Source organism: Mesorhizobium waimense (genome assembly GCF_003601975.1).
In the GTDB taxonomy this organism is placed as follows: domain Bacteria; phylum Pseudomonadota; class Alphaproteobacteria; order Rhizobiales; family Rhizobiaceae; genus Mesorhizobium; species Mesorhizobium waimense.
Genome location: NZ_QZWZ01000058.1, coordinates 17,008 through 33,409, shown reverse-complemented (window position 1 = coordinate 33,409; position 16,402 = coordinate 17,008). Strand labels below are relative to the sequence as shown.

The 16,402-nt window shown below is 63.5% G+C and carries 20 protein-coding genes; 17 read left to right on the top strand and 3 right to left on the bottom strand.

All coding sequences use genetic code 11. From position 1 onward, the window contains the following. Window positions 1-124: 124 nt before the first annotated feature. Window positions 125-658, bottom strand: coding sequence for a Ros/MucR family transcriptional regulator (locus D3227_RS35530; RefSeq protein ID WP_120018786.1), 534 nt, complete (start codon window positions 656-658; stop codon window positions 125-127). Window positions 659-1,073: 415 nt separating this feature from the next. On the opposite strand from D3227_RS35530, the gene D3227_RS35525 reads away from it, so the two are divergent. The 14 genes from D3227_RS35525 to D3227_RS35465 all read left to right on the top strand — a co-directional run bounded on the left by D3227_RS35525 (window position 1,074) and on the right by D3227_RS35465 (window position 12,472). Next, on the top strand, window positions 1,074-2,285 hold the full coding sequence (locus tag D3227_RS35525; protein ID WP_120018785.1) for a DUF932 domain-containing protein: 1,212 nt from the start codon (window positions 1,074-1,076) through the stop codon (window positions 2,283-2,285). A 180-nt stretch (window positions 2,286-2,465) separates the two neighbouring features. Continuing rightward, entirely contained in the window at window positions 2,466-2,879 is a 414-nt protein-coding gene (locus D3227_RS43300; RefSeq protein WP_120018784.1) for a DUF736 family protein, read from the top strand. A 161-nt stretch (window positions 2,880-3,040) separates the two neighbouring features. Further along, on the top strand, window positions 3,041-3,301 hold the full coding sequence (locus tag D3227_RS35515) for a DNA -binding domain-containing protein (RefSeq protein ID WP_120018788.1): 261 nt from the start codon (window positions 3,041-3,043) through the stop codon (window positions 3,299-3,301). A gap of 134 nt (window positions 3,302-3,435) precedes the next feature. Then, window positions 3,436-3,639: a transcriptional regulator domain-containing protein gene (locus D3227_RS43295; protein WP_245452057.1), complete on the top strand. Its 204-nt coding sequence runs from the start codon at window positions 3,436-3,438 to the stop codon at window positions 3,637-3,639. 16 nt (window positions 3,640-3,655) lie between these two features. Further along, a complete protein-coding gene (locus D3227_RS35510) occupies window positions 3,656-4,201 on the top strand; it encodes a DUF2285 domain-containing protein (protein WP_245452056.1) in 546 nt (181 codons plus the stop codon). A 141-nt stretch (window positions 4,202-4,342) separates the two neighbouring features. Beyond that, window positions 4,343-4,624: a helix-turn-helix transcriptional regulator gene (locus tag D3227_RS35505; protein WP_109672573.1), complete on the top strand. Its 282-nt coding sequence runs from the start codon at window positions 4,343-4,345 to the stop codon at window positions 4,622-4,624. A gap of 18 nt (window positions 4,625-4,642) precedes the next feature. Then, the gene (locus D3227_RS35500) at window positions 4,643-5,803 is read left to right on the top strand and encodes a replication initiator protein A (RefSeq protein WP_120018783.1); all 1,161 of its coding nucleotides are present in this window, start codon (window positions 4,643-4,645) and stop codon (window positions 5,801-5,803) included. After that, complete coding sequence (locus D3227_RS35495) at window positions 5,800-6,288, top strand: DUF2840 domain-containing protein (RefSeq protein ID WP_120018782.1); 489 nt, start codon at window positions 5,800-5,802, stop codon at window positions 6,286-6,288. Before D3227_RS35500 ends, D3227_RS35495 begins: the two co-directional genes overlap by 4 nt. Beyond that, window positions 6,285-6,830, top strand: coding sequence for a S26 family signal peptidase (locus D3227_RS35490; protein ID WP_120018781.1), 546 nt, complete (start codon window positions 6,285-6,287; stop codon window positions 6,828-6,830). Before D3227_RS35495 ends, D3227_RS35490 begins: the two co-directional genes overlap by 4 nt. 69 nt (window positions 6,831-6,899) lie before the next feature. Then, a complete protein-coding gene (locus D3227_RS35485) occupies window positions 6,900-7,235 on the top strand; it encodes a DUF736 domain-containing protein (RefSeq protein WP_120018780.1) in 336 nt (111 codons plus the stop codon). 3 nt (window positions 7,236-7,238) lie between these two features. Beyond that, window positions 7,239-8,012, top strand: a complete 774-nt coding sequence (locus D3227_RS35480; protein ID WP_120018779.1) for a lytic transglycosylase domain-containing protein — start codon at window positions 7,239-7,241, stop codon at window positions 8,010-8,012. A gap of 244 nt (window positions 8,013-8,256) precedes the next feature. Beyond that, a complete protein-coding gene (locus tag D3227_RS35475) occupies window positions 8,257-9,996 on the top strand; it encodes a relaxase/mobilization nuclease domain-containing protein (protein ID WP_120018778.1) in 1,740 nt (579 codons plus the stop codon). Window positions 9,997-10,023: 27 nt separating this feature from the next. Further along, entirely contained in the window at window positions 10,024-12,009 is a 1,986-nt protein-coding gene (locus D3227_RS35470; protein WP_120018777.1) for a conjugal transfer protein TraG, read from the top strand. Between the two features lie 7 nt (window positions 12,010-12,016). Beyond that, window positions 12,017-12,472: a ribbon-helix-helix protein, CopG family gene (locus D3227_RS35465; RefSeq protein ID WP_120018776.1), complete on the top strand. Its 456-nt coding sequence runs from the start codon at window positions 12,017-12,019 to the stop codon at window positions 12,470-12,472. A 59-nt stretch (window positions 12,473-12,531) separates the two neighbouring features. Here D3227_RS35465 and D3227_RS35460 read toward each other — a convergent pair whose 3' ends face one another. Both D3227_RS35460 and D3227_RS35455 read right to left on the bottom strand, forming a co-directional pair. Continuing rightward, window positions 12,532-13,764 carry a type II toxin-antitoxin system HipA family toxin gene (locus D3227_RS35460; RefSeq protein ID WP_120018775.1) on the bottom strand — a complete coding sequence of 411 codons (1,233 nt, stop codon included), beginning with the start codon at window positions 13,762-13,764 and terminating at the stop codon, window positions 12,532-12,534. Next, entirely contained in the window at window positions 13,757-14,341 is a 585-nt protein-coding gene (locus D3227_RS35455; protein WP_120018774.1) for a helix-turn-helix domain-containing protein, read from the bottom strand. The genes D3227_RS35460 and D3227_RS35455 overlap by 8 nt, the downstream gene beginning before the upstream one ends. A 411-nt stretch (window positions 14,342-14,752) precedes the next feature. On the opposite strand from D3227_RS35455, the gene trbB reads away from it, so the two are divergent. Genes trbB through D3227_RS35440 form a run of 3 tightly spaced genes read left to right on the top strand, consistent with a single transcriptional unit; the run spans window position 14,753 to window position 16,394 of the window. Further along, window positions 14,753-15,769, top strand: coding sequence for a P-type conjugative transfer ATPase TrbB (gene trbB, locus D3227_RS35450; RefSeq protein WP_120018773.1), 1,017 nt, complete (start codon window positions 14,753-14,755; stop codon window positions 15,767-15,769). Next, the gene (locus D3227_RS35445; protein ID WP_120018772.1) at window positions 15,766-16,098 is read left to right on the top strand and encodes a TrbC/VirB2 family type IV secretion system protein; all 333 of its coding nucleotides are present in this window, start codon (window positions 15,766-15,768) and stop codon (window positions 16,096-16,098) included. The genes trbB and D3227_RS35445 overlap by 4 nt, the downstream gene beginning before the upstream one ends. Then, window positions 16,098-16,394, top strand: a complete 297-nt coding sequence (locus tag D3227_RS35440) for a VirB3 family type IV secretion system protein (protein WP_120018771.1) — start codon at window positions 16,098-16,100, stop codon at window positions 16,392-16,394. Before D3227_RS35445 ends, D3227_RS35440 begins: the two co-directional genes overlap by 1 nt. Window positions 16,395-16,402 lie beyond the last annotated feature (8 nt).

The window sequence follows — 16,402 nt, the reverse complement described above, 5'->3', positions numbered from 1 at the left end:
AGATCTGTCTTCCAATGCGTATCCATGGCCGGCCCTCCACAAAGCCGACCACCCATGAATCACGCAAATCGCGCCCTGGGAATCCCAAAAGTGCCGCCGCTTTCAAAAATCTGCCAAAGTAGTGCTAGGCCTTGGCAGCAATTTTGCGCGGTTTCTTAACCGGAGATTTCGCGGTCACCGGCGCGGTCGCCGCGGCGACCGCGCGACCAGTCCGTTTCGCTTTGGGTGTCACCGCCGGCGCGGGCTCTGCTGGTTTGCGTCCGAGCCCGATCGCCTTCGCCAGCACCGAGCGGGCGGCAGCATAGTTCGGCGCCACCATCGGATAATCAGAGGGCAGGCTCCACTTCGCCCGGTATTCGTCAGGGCTGAGATTGTAGTGCACGTTGAGGTGCCGCTTCAGCGATTTGAATTTTTTCCCATCCTCCAGGCAGATGATGTAGTCAGGCGTCACCGACTTCCGGATCGATACCGCTGGTTCCAGTTTCACCACGGGTTCAGCCGCAGGTGTGCCGATCCCTTGCAACGCGGCATGAATGTCGCCGATCAGCTTTGGCAGTTCACCCACCGGCAGTGGATTGTTCGACACATAGGCGGCGACAATGTCGGCGGCGATCGACACGATATCCGTTTGGCCGTCTTGTTGGGGTGAAATGGTCATGCAGTTTTCCTCTTGTCTCATCGGACGCACTAAAGACGTGTGATTTACCCGTTCCGCCAATTTGGCAAATAGTCCGTTTCCTTTCTACAATCCACTCCTCTCGCCAATATTGTAATGGCAAGCTTCGCTTTCATCGTTCTGATCGACTGCGGATAACCTTGCCCATAGCCTTCGGGGAAGCGAGGGGACTTTCCCTCGCTTCCCCGCCATTGCCGTCTGTTGCAGAGCAGGGCCGCCGGCTCGCAAAGCGGCTGACTGATCACACAACTCTCAGATCGATTCCATCCGCTTCGCTCGACCGCGCAGCCCGGCTCCGCGCGACCGCATTGGCCCCCATCACTCCCGCGCGCTCACGCGCCCCCGGAAGGCATGCCGGGGGACATGCCTTCGGCTTTGACGAAAAGGAGTGAGAGCAATGAACTTGATCACGAATAGCAACGGCATCGAGAACGGCCAGCAGCAGCCTGTTTCCGGCGGCTTTCGGGTAGATATCTCGCGCGGCGAGCGCGTCGGTCGCGTGTCGTCAGAATGGTTTTCACGCCCCGACGATGAGCGCTATCTGTCGCTCACCGAACTTTACGACAGCGTGCGCGCCCGTGCGGACCGAGCCACGGCCCGGACTGTGGAGAGCCGGGCGGTGAAGGTCGAGGCATCTAGTGAAAATGCGGAAAGGCTTTCGCTCATTGTTCCCGGACAGGAGCAGCCGCTAGCACCCACACATTGGAGCTTCGGCCAGCTGTGCAGCCTTGTCGGTGCACCCGCGACTTACATGCGCCAGCTACCGGCGCCGCTGGCTGGCATCAATCTGCAGCACGGCCTGCTTTCCCATCGCGCCGAGCTTGTGAAAACCTTGGAGGCAGAAGACGGACGCATCGAGCTTCGCGCCGTCACTGGCCCGGACTATGGCCGCATCTGGGACCACGAGCTTGTCGCGGCCGTCATGAAGATCGCCGGCAACGGCACCGGCGACACCATGTGGAAAGTGCCGGGAACGCTGGATTGGGCGACCATGACGCACAACCCCTTTGTCGACATCACCAAGGACACCACCACGCTTTACGCCAGTGACCGCGACGTCTTCCTGTTTCTGGTGGACGACACCCATCCCATCGAAGCGGGACGGCTGCCGAACGGAGAGCCGGATTTGTATTTCCGTGGCTTCTATTGCTGGAACAGCGAAGTCGGATCGAAGACCCTTGGCATCGCGTCTTTCTACCTTCGCGCGGTGTGCATGAACCGCAACCTTTGGGGTGTCGAAGGTTTTGAAGAAATCAGCATCCGGCATTCGAAGTTTGCGGCGCAGCGTTTTGCCTATGAGGCAGCGCCGGCCTTGACGAGTTTCGCGAACTCCTCACCGGCGCCATTCATCGCCGGCATCAAGGCCGCCCGCGAGAAGATCGTCGCCCGCAGCGATGACGACCGCGAAACGTTTCTGCGTAAGCGCGGGCTCTCCAAGGCCGAAACCGGCAAGATCATCGAGGCCGTCTTGCAGGAGGAAGGCAGGCCACCCGAAAGTATCTTCGATTTCGTGCAAGGGATGACAGCGCACGCTCGCACCAAATCCCATCAGGACAGTCGGCTTGAGCTTGAAGGAAGAGCGAAGGTATTACTCGAAAAGGCGGCCTGACCGTCCGACACTACGCGGCCGGATATCCGGCCGCGTAGCTTCTGATCAAAAAGTCTACGATCCATTTGTCGTGCTCGCATCAACTTGGTGGCTGCGGCTCGCCGGGCTTTGCCCGGCTCGCGACGCAACTACGGTCACATCGACCAATGGTGAAAATTGCAGCCCACTTACTCATTGGCGATGCAAAGATCGAAGGCCCGACTGGTTCATCTTTGGAGCTGCCGGATTGCACGTCTTAACCTACCCGTACTTCACCCAATGTCCCAGCGTCTCACATTCGATGAGATGATGACGGCGTTGGGAGAGGCTGAAGCGGGAGACGTCGTCTTGCTGCGCGGCTGCTATCACAATCCCACAGGCGCGGACCTTGATCCGCAATGGGAGTCGTTGGCGGCAGCGCGGCCGGTGACGAGGGCGTTTGAGGTGCGCGGGATCTGGAGCCTGGAATGTGTGGGCGAGGGCCGCGACTATCTTGGTCTCAAGCTCGACGATCCGAGCTTCAACGCCCCGATTTACGCCAATCTCTTCGACGACGAGGAAGGTGAGGGTTTCTCGCTCATCTGGTCACGCCCGAACGCGCCGCGAGGTGACTAAGGACCCGCGAAGGCCGGGGCCTTCTTCCGCGGACGTTCCGTTCGGTTCACTCAAGCCGAGAGCGATGCCGAAACCGCATCGCCTGATGCTTATAGACCATCCTCCGCTGGCAAAATTGTTTCTATAAAATGCAGGCTCACTCTGTGGAGACGAGGCAAGCGATGATCGAGCCGTTTGACGAAACCGCGCCGACCAGTGACGAACTCACCGAATACGATCGGGAGCACATCAAGCTCTATGTGCGTCTGCTAGACGCCGCCGACGACGGCGCGGACTGGCGCGAGGTTGTTGAAATTCTCTTCGGCATCGATCTGGCGAAGGAGCCACAACGCGCCCGGCGCATCCACGACAGCCATCTGGAGCGAGCGCGCTGGATGGCGCGTGCAGGCTACCGTCATCTTTTGCGTCGATCCAGCAACTAGCACCACAGCGCCTGTCGTTCGCGGGTGATGCCGAAGTGGCATCACCCGATGCCCGGCAAGGGTCTTCCGCCAATCGCTACAACCCGGAATCGTTTGGAGGCGGGGTCTACGCGTTGTTTGCGAGGAGCTCTTGGATGAGGCCGGATACGTCGCATTGGCGAGACAATGACAGCTATGACTATTTAGATACTTTGCCGATCGAAGGGCTCGCCTGGGAGTGTCTGCGACGTCACGAACCCTATCAACGGCACTACCGGGCGCTCCTGACCAGAAGAGCCGAAAAAGCACTGTTGCGGCCTGAGGCACAGCGGCTGTGGGGGTTGCGATTTCCCGGCTAGACCGGACTTATCCGCCTTGGCGCAAGACGTTCTCTGGTCGCCTGATGTCGATCCAGCCGTGGTTCCCCTAGTTGGTGCGCCGGATTTCCTAATATCCACGCCGGCCGCGCCGTTGACTGGCCTGGGCGTGGACCACGACAGTCCGGAAGGGCGCCACATTGTCCATAGTGCAGGTGTCGTCACTCAACTTCTTCTTCTGCCCGGCAGTGACCCGCACGGTCCTCTGGCGGCCTTGATTCCCCTGGACGCAGAAACGTTGGGACGAATCGAAGCGCTCACCCGGTTCTGGCGTACCTTGCAGGGACGCCCAGCACCTTCGGACACACGGATGACCCCGCAACAACGCCGCCGCTTCCGTCTGATGATGCAGGCCGCTGACGGCCACTCGAATGGCGCGAGCTACCGCGACATCGCCATCGCCCTTTACGGGTTTAAGCGCGTCGCCGCTGATCCCTGGAAGACCTCCGCGCTGCGCGATGCGGTGATCGGCCTCGTCGAAGGCGCCACCGCCATGATTGGCGGTGGCTATTTGCAGATCCTGCGTCATCGCCGTCGATCGTAGCGGTTCTGGCCCCGGACAAGGGGTGGGGATTTTAGCTCCCCTCAACTTCCCCATCCCTTGCGAAGCCCATTCTCCGCCACCGTGGTCGCCGCCCACCGCTGAACGCCAGCGGCGGCCCAAAACCCCACGGAGGTCCGACCCATGCGACCCGATATCGCCGTCTTGCCGCCACGCTTCCTACGCACCAAGGAAGCCGCGGATTTCCTCAGCCTGTCGGCCCGCACGCTCGAAAAGCACCGTACCTATGGCACCGGTCCTGGCTACCGCAAGCTCGGCGGCCGTGTCGTCTATGCCGTCGACGATCTTCAGGCTTGGGCCGAACGCGGCGCCGTCACCTCTACATCCGATCCGCGTGGGTCGGTCCTGCCGGCCAAGCGTCATACACCGACGCCGCCGGCGCATGGCGGACGATACGCACGCTGATCGCGCGCGGATTTCCAGATGGTGGCGCGAAACCAAACCCTTTCGGAGCGCGGGCAGCTCGACCTGTTCCGGGCGCTGCCTGGCGACTTCGCCCCGCGGGACGCGCAGGATCTCATGGCCTATCCGTTCTTCGCCCTTTCCAAGACCCATCGTATCACCCCGATCGATTTTGCCGCCGGCAACGTCACGATCCGGGTTGAAGCCGTACCCGATCACGGCATGGCGACCATCTGGGACGCCGACATCCTCATCTGGGCCGCCAGCCAGATCGTCGAGGCGCGTGACAGCGGGCTTCGCACCTCGCGGCTGATGGTAGCCACGCCCTATGAGATCCTCACCTTCGTGGGCCGAGGCAAGAGCCTGCGCGACTATCAGCGCCTGAAGGCGGCGCTCGATCGGCTGCAGTCGACGACCGTCTCGACGACCATCCGTCAGCCCGCCGAAGGCCGGCGCCACCGCTTCTCGTGGATCAATGAGTGGCAGGAGCGCATCGACCGCCATGGCAAGCCCGCGGGGATCGAGTTGATCGTCCCCGACTGGTTCTACCAGGCGGTCCTCGATGACGCGCTCGTGCTGACGATCGATCGCGGCTACTTCGACCTGACTGGTGGGTTGGAGCGCTGGCTCTATCGGCTGGTGCGCAAGCATGGCGGACGCCAGCGCGACGGCTGGCGCTTCGACTTCCGTCACCTGCACCTGAAATCCGGCAGCCTGTCGCCCTACAAGCGCTTTGCCTTCGAGCTGCGCGACATCATCCGCCGCCAGCCGCTGCCCGGCTACACCCTTGCGCTGGAAGTGGAGATTGGCGGCAGGGCGCTGCTCGCCTTCGAGCGGATCGGCTCCTGTGGAAGGTCTGTGGACGGCCTCGTGCTATCAGGAACCGGACCTGTCGTGCCATCGGGAACCGCAGGCTCGTGCTATCAGGAACCCAAACGCGGCCTAACCTCCCGAAACCAAAGCCGAAATCGCGCCCTTAACTTAGAGTCTAACCCAGAATCTAACTTTGAAGTGCGCGCGCGCGATGTGCAGAGGCTCGTCCTGCGAGCCGGCGACGCACTCAGCGTAACCACCAACAAGACCCCGAACACGTCAACGGTTTCTGGCGGTAGCAGCACGGCACCCAGCGCCTCCGATGCCTCGAATCCGCCTCTAGATCCGCCCTTCGGAGGCAGCCGATGATCGTCGCCACGCGCCACGCCCGCGACAATCTCACCCATGTCGAACTGACTTGGGTCGAGAAGAGGATTGAGAATTGGATACGGTTCGGCACGCACGCGCAGGAACAGACTGTTGATCGTCGCCTGCGCATCCTGTCCTATCGCCCCGGCACGGTCTTCGCGTTCGTTCGCTGGGCCGCGAACGATTTTGGAACGATCATTTCACGCATCGACATCGTGCGTGCGGTCGCAAGTGGCGAAGCCTATCAGACACTGCCCTTCGTGCGCCCCGGCGGCGACATCCTTCTGAAGGTCGAGAGCTGGCCCAGGGTCGAACGCGTTCTACAGGCGATCGATGCCATCCAGCGCCTCAACATCGAACCTGAGTTGGTGTCGCCCGACCATTGGCGACACATCCACAACCGGATAACCGCCGGCCACGCGCCGCGCGCCTACACACTCGACCAACATCGCGCCTTCCTGCTGCGCAAGAGGACCGAGCCGTGACGCGCGCCGGGATCATCCTCGCTAGCGTTCTCGCAACCATGGGCGTCGGCTATCCCGGCCTCACTTCGATGCCCACGAAGCTCATCTGGAATGCGTCAGCCAGCGCACCGATCGGCCTCTACACAATCGACTTGGAAGGCCCGTTCGAGATCGGCGATCTTGTCGCCGTCAAGGCGTCCGAGCCACTGGCGTCCTTCCTAGCCGACCGCGGTTATCTGCCGAGGGGCGTGCCGCTCCTGAAACGCATCGTCGCGGCATCCGGGCAATCTGTCTGTCGCTCGAACCTCACCATCACCGTCGATGGCATTGAGGCTGGCGTGGCGCTGCAGCGTGATCGGGCCGGACGTGATCTGCCGGTCTGGCAGGGCTGTCGCCGCGTCTCGACCGGCGAAGTCTTCCTGATGAACTGGCAGGTCCGCGACAGCCTTGACGGTCGCTACTTCGGCCTCATCTCCACAGCCCAGATCATCGGTCGCGCGGTCCCGTTGTGGACCGACGAGGGGAAAAACGGCCGCTTCGAATGGCGCGCGCCGACGCGGTGAGCGCGCGACCGGCGGCGCGCGTGGTGCCGCCAGCCATCATCACCGCACCACTGAAAACAGGAGCCTGACATGCAACAGATCGGGGAATTCACGCGCCAGAAGACTGGCTATAGCGGGCGCATCCACACGCTCAGCCTCAACCTGGATATCGCCATTGTGGCGGCAGAGGCGAGCGAAACGGAGAATGCGCCTGACTACCGCGTTCACGCCGGAAGCGAGGACGGCCCCGAGATCGGTGCCGGCTGGAAACGCTCCAGCGAGAAGGCCGGGGACTATGTCTCGATCCAGCTCGACGACCCGACCTTTGCCCAGCCGATACGCGCGAACCTCTTTCGCAATGGCGACGACAAGACGTCCTGGTCGCTGCACTGGGCGCGACCGCGCGACCGCAGCGAGAAGGAGTGAACGATGCGCGCTCGCCGTCCGTCGACGAGCCATCGCGGTGCGTCCGGGCCGCTTCGTGCTGCCCGGCGCATGGCTCTGCTCCTCCTTTGCGGCCTCTCCGCCGCGACCGTCATGCCGGCGGCGACTGGGGCGCGGGACTTGGCCATCGCGCGATCGTCGCAGGACGATCCGTTCGGCACGCATATCGCAGAAGCCTCGCACCGCTTCGGCGTTCCGACCGCGTTGATACGCGCCATCATGCGCAAGGAAAGTGCGGGCGATGTGCGCGCCATATCCAGCGCAGGCGCCCGCGGCTTGATGCAGATCATGCCCGGCACATGGGATGATCTGCGCGCCCGCTGGTCGCTCGGCCACGATCCGTTCGATGCCCGGGACAACATCCTGGCAGGAACGGCGTATCTGCGCGAACTGCACGATCGCTTCGGAACGCCGGGGTTTCTGGCCGCCTACAACGCGGGACCTGCGCGCTACGAAGCTTATCTCACTGGGCGTCCGTTACCGGCCGAGACCCGCGCCTATGTCGCAGGACTTTCCCCCCTCATCGGTGAAAGCGAGGGTATGCGCCCTTTCGCAGTCACGTCTGTCGAGGCCATTCCCTGGAAGCACGGCTCGCTCTTCGTAGGTCAGCCGGATCGCAACCAAGCTGTCGCTCTCGTGCCGACCGAGCGACCACCAAATGACGCGAGTTCTGCACCCACCGTGCGCGATGTCTCCGCCATCGTGCCGCTGTCCGCAGGCCTCTTCGTGGCGCGAGCGGGCGAAGGGATCCAGCCATGAGTGCGTGCCGGCGTCTTCGCGCAACCGCGAGCTCCAGCGCACCGTGGCGTGGATGGTGGCGGAAGGTGTGCAGAACAACCGGAAGATGGCGAGATAAAAGGCCGCGAGGTGCGGCGGCGATCGGTTGTGTTGTTTCAAGAGGTTATGCAGCATTTCCGCGAGGTGCGAAGATTTGGTGCACCGCGCCAGAACCGTGTTTTCGCTGTGATTTCCGTGCCTTGAGACGATGTGCGGGATCTCTCAGATGACTGGCGAGGACGATCTTCGAATCCGCCCCGGCCGCATCCGCTCGTCTGGCGCCCAGCGCGCCAGGCCCTTCATCGCGCAGGCGCTTGCCGCCGCCCAGAAGGCCGGCGCTCGTATCTCTCGCGCCGGCCGGATCAGTCCGGGCAATCGCTCGACCTTCGGGCGTGGCCGCACGGCGAGCGTGCGCGCCAATCGTCTCCTCACCGGCCGCTCGCGAGCCGTGATCATCAAGACGCGGCTCGTGCGTCATCACGCGCGCGCAGCGCCGCTTGCGGCCCATCTCACCTATCTTCGCCGCGAGGGCGTCACCCGTGACGGGGAGAAGGCAAGGCTGTTCGGGCCGGAAGCCGATGCGGTGGATGGCGGTGCTTTTGCCGAGCGGTGCGGCGATGATCGGCACCACTTCCGCTTCATCGTCTCGCCCGAAGATGCCGTCGACATGGCGGACCTCAAATCCTTCGCCCGCGATCTGATGGGGCAGATGGAAAAGGACCTCGGCACGAAGCTCGATTGGGCCGGCGTCGATCACTGGAACACCGACAACCCGCACCTTCACATCATCCTGCGCGGCCACGCTGATGACGGGCAAGATCTCGTGATCTCGCGCGATTACATCAAGGAGGGGATGCGCGCGCGCGCGGCCGATCTTGTTACGCAGGAGCTCGGCCCGCGCAGCGATCTCGACATCCGCCGAAATCTGCAGCGCCAGGTCGACGCCGAACGTTGGACCCAGCTTGACCGGCAACTTGTTCGCGACGGGCGCGACCGAGGCGTCATCGACCTTGCCTCCACCCTGAACGGCCAGCCCGACGAGTATCACGTGCTGAAGGTCGGGCGGATGCGCAAGCTCGAAACCCTTGGCCTTGCCGAACAGGTCGGCCCGGGCCAATGGATGATCGACGACAAGGCCGAGGCGACGCTGCGCGAACTTGGCGAACGCGGTGACATCATCAAGCGGATGCACCGCGCCCTGACAGAACAGGGCGTCGAGCGCGGCTCGGCGAATTATGTGCTGGCGGCGGAGCGCCTCGACACGCCGATCGTGGGTCGGCTGGTCGACCGCGGTCTCGATGATGAGCTGAAGGGCAGCGCCTACGCCGTGGTCGATGGCACCGACGGCCGCACACATCACATCAAGCTGTCCGACCTCGACGCCGCGGGCGACAGCGCTCCGGGTTCGATCGTCGAGCTGCGCAAGTTCCATGACGCGCAGGGGCACGGGCGCGCGGCGCTCGCTGTCCGTTCCGATCTCGACATTGAGCGGCAGACCACCGCCGCCGGCGCAACTTGGCTTGACCGCCAGAATATCGCCCGCGAACCGATTGCACTATCCGAAGGCGGCTTCGGCGCCGAGGTGCGGCAGGCGATGAAGCGCCGTGCGGACCATCTCGTCCAACAGGGCCTCGGCGCGCGGCATGGCCAACGCACAACCTTCACCCGCAACCTGATCGACACGCTGCGTCGCCGCGAGTTGGAGGCGCTCGGCGAAAAGCTCTCGGCCGAAACCGGCCAGCCTTTTAACCGCGCCCGCGGCGGCGAACACGTCACCGGTTCCTACCGGCGACGTTTCACGCTCGCGTCCGGCCGCTTCGCCATGATCGATGACGGCCTCAGTTTCCAACTGGTGCCCTGGACGCCGTCCCTGGAAAAACATCTTGGCCGCCACGTCTCTGGCGTCGCTCGCAATGACGGCGGCATCGACTGGAGCTTCGCCCGCATGCGTGGGCTCGGCCTCTAACCTCCTGTTGAAGAAAGGACCGCTTCTATGTCCGCCACCAAGATACTCTGGGGCCAGATCCTCGCCGTCTTGATGATCGTACTTTTCACGACCTGGGGCGCGACGGAGTGGGTGGCCTGGCGCCTGGCGTTCCAGCCCGAGCTCGGCAGGCCATGGTTCCGTGTCCTGGGCTTCCCGTTTTACCTTCCGCCGTCCTTCTTCTGGTGGTGGTATGGCTTCGATGCCTACGCTCCGTCGATCTTCGTGGAGGGAGCCTTTATCGCGGCTTCCGGCGGTTTCGCCTGCGTCGCTGTCGCCATCGGCATGTCGGTCTGGCGGGCTCGCGAGGCCAAGAAGGTCGAGACCTACGGCTCCGCCCGCTGGGCCGACAAGCAGGAGGTCAAGGCAACTGGCCTTCTCGGCTCCGATGGCGTGGTGCTTGGGCGATTTGACGGCGCCTATCTGCGCCACGATGGACCGGAGCACGTGCTGTGCTTCGCGCCCACACGTTCGGGCAAGGGTGTGGGCCTCGTCGTCCCGTCACTGCTGACCTGGCCGAGCTCAGCCGTCGTTCACGACATCAAGGGCGAGAATTGGCAACTCACCGCGGGCTTCCGCGCCAGGCATGGCCGTGTCCTGCTGTTCGATCCCACCAATCCGAAATCCTCATCCTACAATCCATTGCTCGAGGTGCGCCGCGGCGAATGGGAAGTCCGCGACGTGCAAAACATCGCCGACATCCTGGTCGATCCCGAAGGCTCGCTCGAGAGGCGAAACCATTGGGAGAAAACCAGCCATGCCCTGCTGGTCGGCGCGATCTTGCATGTTCTCTACGCCGAGCAGGACAAGACGCTTGCCGGCGTGGCCGGCTTCCTCTCCGATCCAAAGCGTCCGATCGAATCGACGCTGTCCGCGATGATGAAAACGGCGCATCTGGGTGAAGCCGGTCCGCACCCGGTCATCGCCAGCGCCGCGCGGGAGCTCTTGAACAAATCCGACAACGAGCGCTCTGGCGTGCTCTCCACCGCCATGTCGTTCCTTGGCCTCTACCGCGATCCTGTCGTGGCAGAGGTGACCCGCCGCTGCGACTGGCGCATCACCGATCTTGTCGACGACAAGCATCCAACGACACTCTACCTCGTCGTGCCGCCGTCCGACATCAACCGGACCAAGCCGCTCATTCGCCTGATCCTCAATCAGATCGGTCGCCGCCTGACTGAAGATCTCCAGGTGAGGGCACAAGGGCACCGGCTGCTCCTGATGCTCGACGAGTTCCCGGCGCTTGGCCGTCTCGACTTCTTCGAGTCTGCGCTCGCCTTCATGGCCGGCTACGGCCTGAAAAGCTTCCTGATCGCTCAATCCCTGAATCAGATCGAGCGGGCGTACGGCGCAAACAACTCGATCCTCGACAATTGCCATGTCCGGGTAAGCTTTGCCACCAATGATGAGCGCACGGCCAAGCGGGTGTCCGACGCGCTGGGAACAGCGACCGAGATGAGGGCAATGAGGAACTATGCCGGCCACCGCTTGTCGCCGTGGCTCGGTCATCTCATGGTCTCACGCTCCGAGACGGCTCGTCCGCTGCTCACGCCGGGTGAAGTGATGCAACTGCCGGCCACCGACGAGATTGTCATGGTCTCGGGTGCGCCACCGATCCGCGCCAAAAAGGCGCGCTATCATGAGGATGCTCGCTTCCGGGAGCGTATCTCTCCGCCTCCGGCGTTGGTGGCAGCAGTGGAGGGGAGACCGGACGACTGGACGAAACTGCCTCTGCCTTCCCGTCCCCGGATTGCCGAAGCCACGTCGGCGCCGTCGGCCACAGATGACGATACAACTGAGTCCGAGCGTCGTCGGCAACCTGAGCTCAGCCGCGTCGAGCAGGTCGTGAAGCCTTCGACCGAGAACGAATTCGAGATCGATCACCTTGACCACGGCGACGAAGACAATGTTGCCCGCAATCGTCGATTGACGCGACTGATGCAAGGCATTGCGCGACAGGCGTCGCTCGACCCCGGCGACGGTGTGGATATGTGAGGCTCCGATGGCAACGTCGCCCCGCAAACAACGCCTGTCCGTCTATCTCGATCCGAAGGTCATGAGCAGGCTGGTCGAACATGCCGCGCGCCGAGATCTTTCACGGTCGCTTGTCTCGGAGGCGGCCATCGAATCGTTTCTGTCGCCCGATGCCACCGAGCGACAGGAGGCGGCGATCACCAAGCGGCTCGACCAACTCGATCGCCGCATGACACGGCAGGAGCGCGATGTCGCGATTGCCGTGGAGACGCTCGCTGTTTTCGTCCGCTTCTGGCTGGCGACAACACCAGCGTTGCCCGAGCCCGCAGCGCAGGCTGCCCACGCCAAGGCTGGCGAGCGCTATGATGCCTTCGTCACCGCGCTGGGGCGTCGGCTGGCGAAAGGACCGAAGCTCCGGCACGAGATATCCGAGGACATCGATGGCGGTCTCGACCCAATGCAGCCCGGCGTGCCCGTGCGATAGAGGGACAGGCGGCTCGCGGGCAGCGCAGGTCCGTGGATCATCGGCTGCAAGCCCATTGTTCAGGCCTCGGCAATCAGCGCGAGGTCTTGCAGGTGAGCGTCGATCGCGTCGGCGACGGCGCGCGCAACGGGGAGCGTCTTCTTCGCCTCCGGCCATTCGTCACGGAATCGGGTGACGGTTTCGCGCGCGGTATCGACAACCAGCTTCTCGGGCAGGTGCGCCTTCGCCGCGAGGTAGCGGAGCTCGTCGAGCGAGAGCTCCCGCATGCGCTTGGTGCGGGCATATTTGATGGCGGCGAACTCGTCTCGGATGTAGGGGATGGTCGACACGAAATCATAGGCTGGAGCGAGCGCCGCTGACCGCCGGTCGGGATAGATCACCGACCAGTTCTTCAGGTGCATGTCGGCATTGCCAATCAGCGTGTTGAAGACGAGCCGGCGGATGAACTCGCCGGCGCTGTCGTCTCCGGCCTCAACGCCAAGCACAGTCGCAATGTTGCGCGCGCTTGCGCGCTTGTATTTGTCGTCCGGCCAGACACCGAACACCTGGGCGAAATCCTCGATATGCACCGGACCGCCGTCGGTGCGGTCGAAGCGCCGGATGGCGAGCGCGTGGCCCTTCATACTACGCATTCCCTCGGGAAGGCCGTCGATCGCATTGGTGTCAAGCAGCTGCAACTCGGGCACGTCCATGCCGAGCTTCGCCGCCAAGCTCATCATCGAGAACTCATTCTCTGGCACACCGCCGTAGACCTGCGAGGGAAGTTTGACGATCCACGAACCGCCGACGCCGTTGGCGGGAATCGTAAGACCTCCGCCCCTTCCAGCGTTCTTCACCGCCGAGAACTTCAACTGCACGCCCGCCAGCGAAAATCGCAGGGCATTCGTGCGACGCGTGCGGCGCGCGTCCTCGTCGCCCTCGTCCTTGAGGTCCGGCCAGGCTTCCGCGTCCGCCGGCACGATGGTGAGCGCGCCGGGAAGGTCGCGACCGAGAACCCAGAGCAGGAAGAATTCGCGCTTTTCGTTCACGCCCGCCCGCTCGGCAAGGTAGGCCCGCAGCGGCCCTTCGGGCAGGAGGTTCGCAAAGAAGGGCGGCACTCTGACATTTATGGGTCGGAATTCGGTCAGGAGCTGGCCGAACTGGTCCTTGAACGACAGGCTGAGCGTCGGTCGCTCTGGATTGTCGATATAGGCCTTGTCGAAGGCGAACAGCGTGCGATCGCCCGCAATGAGCGTGAGCGTTCCGATCTTCTCGCCGTAGAGCCGGACATCGAGGATGGAAACGTCAGGCATCCTCGTCATCCTCGTCGAGTTCGTAGGCAGGGCGCGGCGCTTGCGGGAGCGCGTGGGCGATCCTGTTGCGCAGCCCTCTAAGTTGCCGCGAGACGCGTTCGATGATGGGAAGTGCGGCAGGACCGGCCGGGAGTTTCATCAGTCTGTCGGCGATGGCGCGCAGCGCCTCGAGATCATTTTTGCCGAGCTGGAAGTTCGCAAGCTCGCGCAGTGTCTGATCGAGACGCCGGATTTCCGCGGCCTCGGGGTCATCGCGGCTTAGTCTTGCGAGGGCTGCCTGGGCGCGATGAAATACCTGGGAACGTTGGCGGGCTTCGACGCTGAGCGTGGCCGAAGCGCTGCTGACTATGGCTTCGACCGCCGGCAGGGCCTTGCGCGGCACCAGGACCAGTTCGTAATCGAGCGCCCGTGCGAACTCAACTAGGCTTGAAAGCCTGAGGTCGGTCGCGCCGCTCTCGATCTTGGAAATATGGCTTTGCGGAACTCCGATCCGGGCGCTGAGGTCGCGCTGGCTGAGCCCGCTGTACTCGCGGGCACCGCGGAGTGTCTGGAGAATCTCGTCTGTCGCGTAGGGCATTGATATGTCTTTATATATCAGTGGTGGTCTGTGATACGCTTCAGCATATCATTTGGTGCAAAATCTGCAAGAGCTGATATATGGAAACATATCATCACCATGCGATGATATGTTTTAATGGATCGATTGTCGTCGGTCGGCGGTTTGGAAGAGGCTGAACAGCCGCAGCGAGGTCGCTTGCGCGTGCGAACCGGATGGAAGAATCGTCGCCTCGCAGGGCTTGCGGCGACAACGGAACAGATTTGGCGCGAGATCGTCAATGCTGGTCGCCGGACGATCCCGCCAATCTCCTGTAATTGTACGCTACGCTACTACGCCTCGACATAGGTGTTGAAACCAATCGAGATGCGGCTCTCTTAATCATCCCCGTCCAGGGGCCGCCCATGTCCCCCGGATCGAAACGGGGACAGGATGGCAGCTTCGCCTCACAATTCCGAAGGTCTGGCGCGCGGCGCACGCATGTTGCGCACAGCGCTCGGACCTGCGATCGCGAGCTATCTCGACGACGCGGGCATCGTCGAAGTGATGCTCAACCCCGATGGGCGTTTGTGGATCGATCGCCTGTCCGAGGGCCTGTCCGACACTGGAGAGCGTCTGTCGGCGGCGGACGGCGAGCGCATCATCCGCCTGGTTGCTCATCATGTCGGCGCCGAAGTTCATGCCGGCGCCCCACGCGTCTCGGCCGAGCTGCCCGAGACGGGCGAGCGCTTCGAGGGGCTTCTTCCTCCCGTCGTTGCAGCGCCCGCCTTCGCGATCCGCAAGCCCGCCGTCGCCATCTTCACCCTTGAAGACTATGTCGCGGCCGGGATCATGTCGGCGCGCCAGGCGGACGCACTGCGCCAGGGCGTTGCCAGCCGAGCGAACATTCTGGTCGCTGGCGGCACATCCACGGGCAAGACCACGCTGATCAACGCACTGCTGGCCGAGGTGGCCAAGACCGCCGATCGCGTCGTCATCATTGAGGATACGCGCGAGCTGCAATGCGCCGCGCCGAACCTCGTGGCGATGCGCACGAAAGACGGCGTCGCGTCTCTATCTGATCTTGTTCGCTCATCGCTGCGCATGCGCCCGGACCGCATTCCGGTTGGCGAGGTGCGCGGGGCCGAGGCGCTCGAACTGTTGAAGGCCTGGGGCACCGGCCACCCCGGCGGCCTCGGCACGATCCACGCCGGCAGCGCCATGGGCGCGCTTCGCCGCTTGGAGCAGCTGATCCAGGAAGCCGTCGTCACGGTGCCACGCGCGCTGATCGCCGAAACGATCGACCTGGTTGCCGTCCTTTCCGGCCGCGGCTCCGCGCGCCGGCTGTCCGAACTCGCCCGTGTCGATGGCCTTCGCCAAGACGGTGATTACCGCGTCGCGCCAGCCGTCATCGAGGGCGACGAAATTTCGCCCCTGCTCATCCAAAGCCCTGAAGGAGAAAATCCATGATCCAACGCCTGCGCCTTGCGCGCCATCGTTTTGCCATGACCGTTTCCGTTCCCACGCTCATCCTGGTGATGGCCGCGCCCGCTTATGCCTCCGGCTCGTCGATGCCGTGGGAACAGCCGCTGCAACAGATCCTCCAGTCGATCGAAGGCCCGGTCGCCAAGATCATGGCCGTGATCATTATCATCGTCACGGGCCTGACGCTCGCCTTCGGCGACACGTCGGGCGGCTTCCGCCGGCTCATCCAGATCGTGTTCGGCCTGTCCATCGCCTTCGCGGCGTCGAGCTTCTTCCTGTCGTTCTTCTCGTTCGGCGGCGGGGCGCTGGTCTGATGGCGGGCGCTGTCGAACAGGGCGGCCCAATGCCCGATTATGTAGTGCCGGGTTATACGGTCCTTGTGCACCGCGCGCTGACCGAGCCGATCCTGCTCGGCGGCGCCCCGCGCGCCATTGCCATCATGAACGGGACGCTCGCTGGCGCCGTGGGGCTGGGGCTGCGTCTCTGGCTCGTCGGCATCGCCATCTGGGCGATCGGCCATGTTGCCGCTGTCTGGGCCGCCAAGCGCGATCCGCTTTTCGCCGACGTCGTTCGACGGCATCTGCGCATCCCGACGCATCTCGCGGTCTGAGGGAGGTC

Excerpts from the sequence above, each read along its gene's own strand:
- D3227_RS35530 (WP_120018786.1), bottom strand. The coding sequence starts at position 658 with ATGACCATTTCACCCCAACAAGACGGCCAAACGGATATCGTGTCGATC.
- D3227_RS35525 (WP_120018785.1), top strand. The coding sequence starts at position 1,074 with ATGAACTTGATCACGAATAGCAACGGCATCGAGAACGGCCAGCAGCAG.
- D3227_RS43300 (WP_120018784.1), top strand. The coding sequence starts at position 2,466 with ATGCAAAGATCGAAGGCCCGACTGGTTCATCTTTGGAGCTGCCGGATT.
- D3227_RS35515 (WP_120018788.1), top strand. The coding sequence starts at position 3,041 with ATGATCGAGCCGTTTGACGAAACCGCGCCGACCAGTGACGAACTCACC.
- D3227_RS43295 (WP_245452057.1), top strand. The coding sequence starts at position 3,436 with ATGAGGCCGGATACGTCGCATTGGCGAGACAATGACAGCTATGACTAT.
- D3227_RS35505 (WP_109672573.1), top strand. The coding sequence starts at position 4,343 with ATGCGACCCGATATCGCCGTCTTGCCGCCACGCTTCCTACGCACCAAG.
- D3227_RS35500 (WP_120018783.1), top strand. The coding sequence starts at position 4,643 with ATGGTGGCGCGAAACCAAACCCTTTCGGAGCGCGGGCAGCTCGACCTG.
- D3227_RS35495 (WP_120018782.1), top strand. The coding sequence starts at position 5,800 with ATGATCGTCGCCACGCGCCACGCCCGCGACAATCTCACCCATGTCGAA.
- D3227_RS35485 (WP_120018780.1), top strand. The coding sequence starts at position 6,900 with ATGCAACAGATCGGGGAATTCACGCGCCAGAAGACTGGCTATAGCGGG.
- D3227_RS35480 (WP_120018779.1), top strand. The coding sequence starts at position 7,239 with ATGCGCGCTCGCCGTCCGTCGACGAGCCATCGCGGTGCGTCCGGGCCG.
- D3227_RS35475 (WP_120018778.1), top strand. The coding sequence starts at position 8,257 with ATGACTGGCGAGGACGATCTTCGAATCCGCCCCGGCCGCATCCGCTCG.
- D3227_RS35470 (WP_120018777.1), top strand. The coding sequence starts at position 10,024 with ATGTCCGCCACCAAGATACTCTGGGGCCAGATCCTCGCCGTCTTGATG.
- D3227_RS35465 (WP_120018776.1), top strand. The coding sequence starts at position 12,017 with ATGGCAACGTCGCCCCGCAAACAACGCCTGTCCGTCTATCTCGATCCG.
- D3227_RS35460 (WP_120018775.1), bottom strand. The coding sequence starts at position 13,764 with ATGCCTGACGTTTCCATCCTCGATGTCCGGCTCTACGGCGAGAAGATC.
- D3227_RS35455 (WP_120018774.1), bottom strand. The coding sequence starts at position 14,341 with ATGCCCTACGCGACAGACGAGATTCTCCAGACACTCCGCGGTGCCCGC.
- trbB (WP_120018773.1), top strand. The coding sequence starts at position 14,753 with ATGGCAGCTTCGCCTCACAATTCCGAAGGTCTGGCGCGCGGCGCACGC.
- D3227_RS35445 (WP_120018772.1), top strand. The coding sequence starts at position 15,766 with ATGATCCAACGCCTGCGCCTTGCGCGCCATCGTTTTGCCATGACCGTT.
- D3227_RS35440 (WP_120018771.1), top strand. The coding sequence starts at position 16,098 with ATGGCGGGCGCTGTCGAACAGGGCGGCCCAATGCCCGATTATGTAGTG.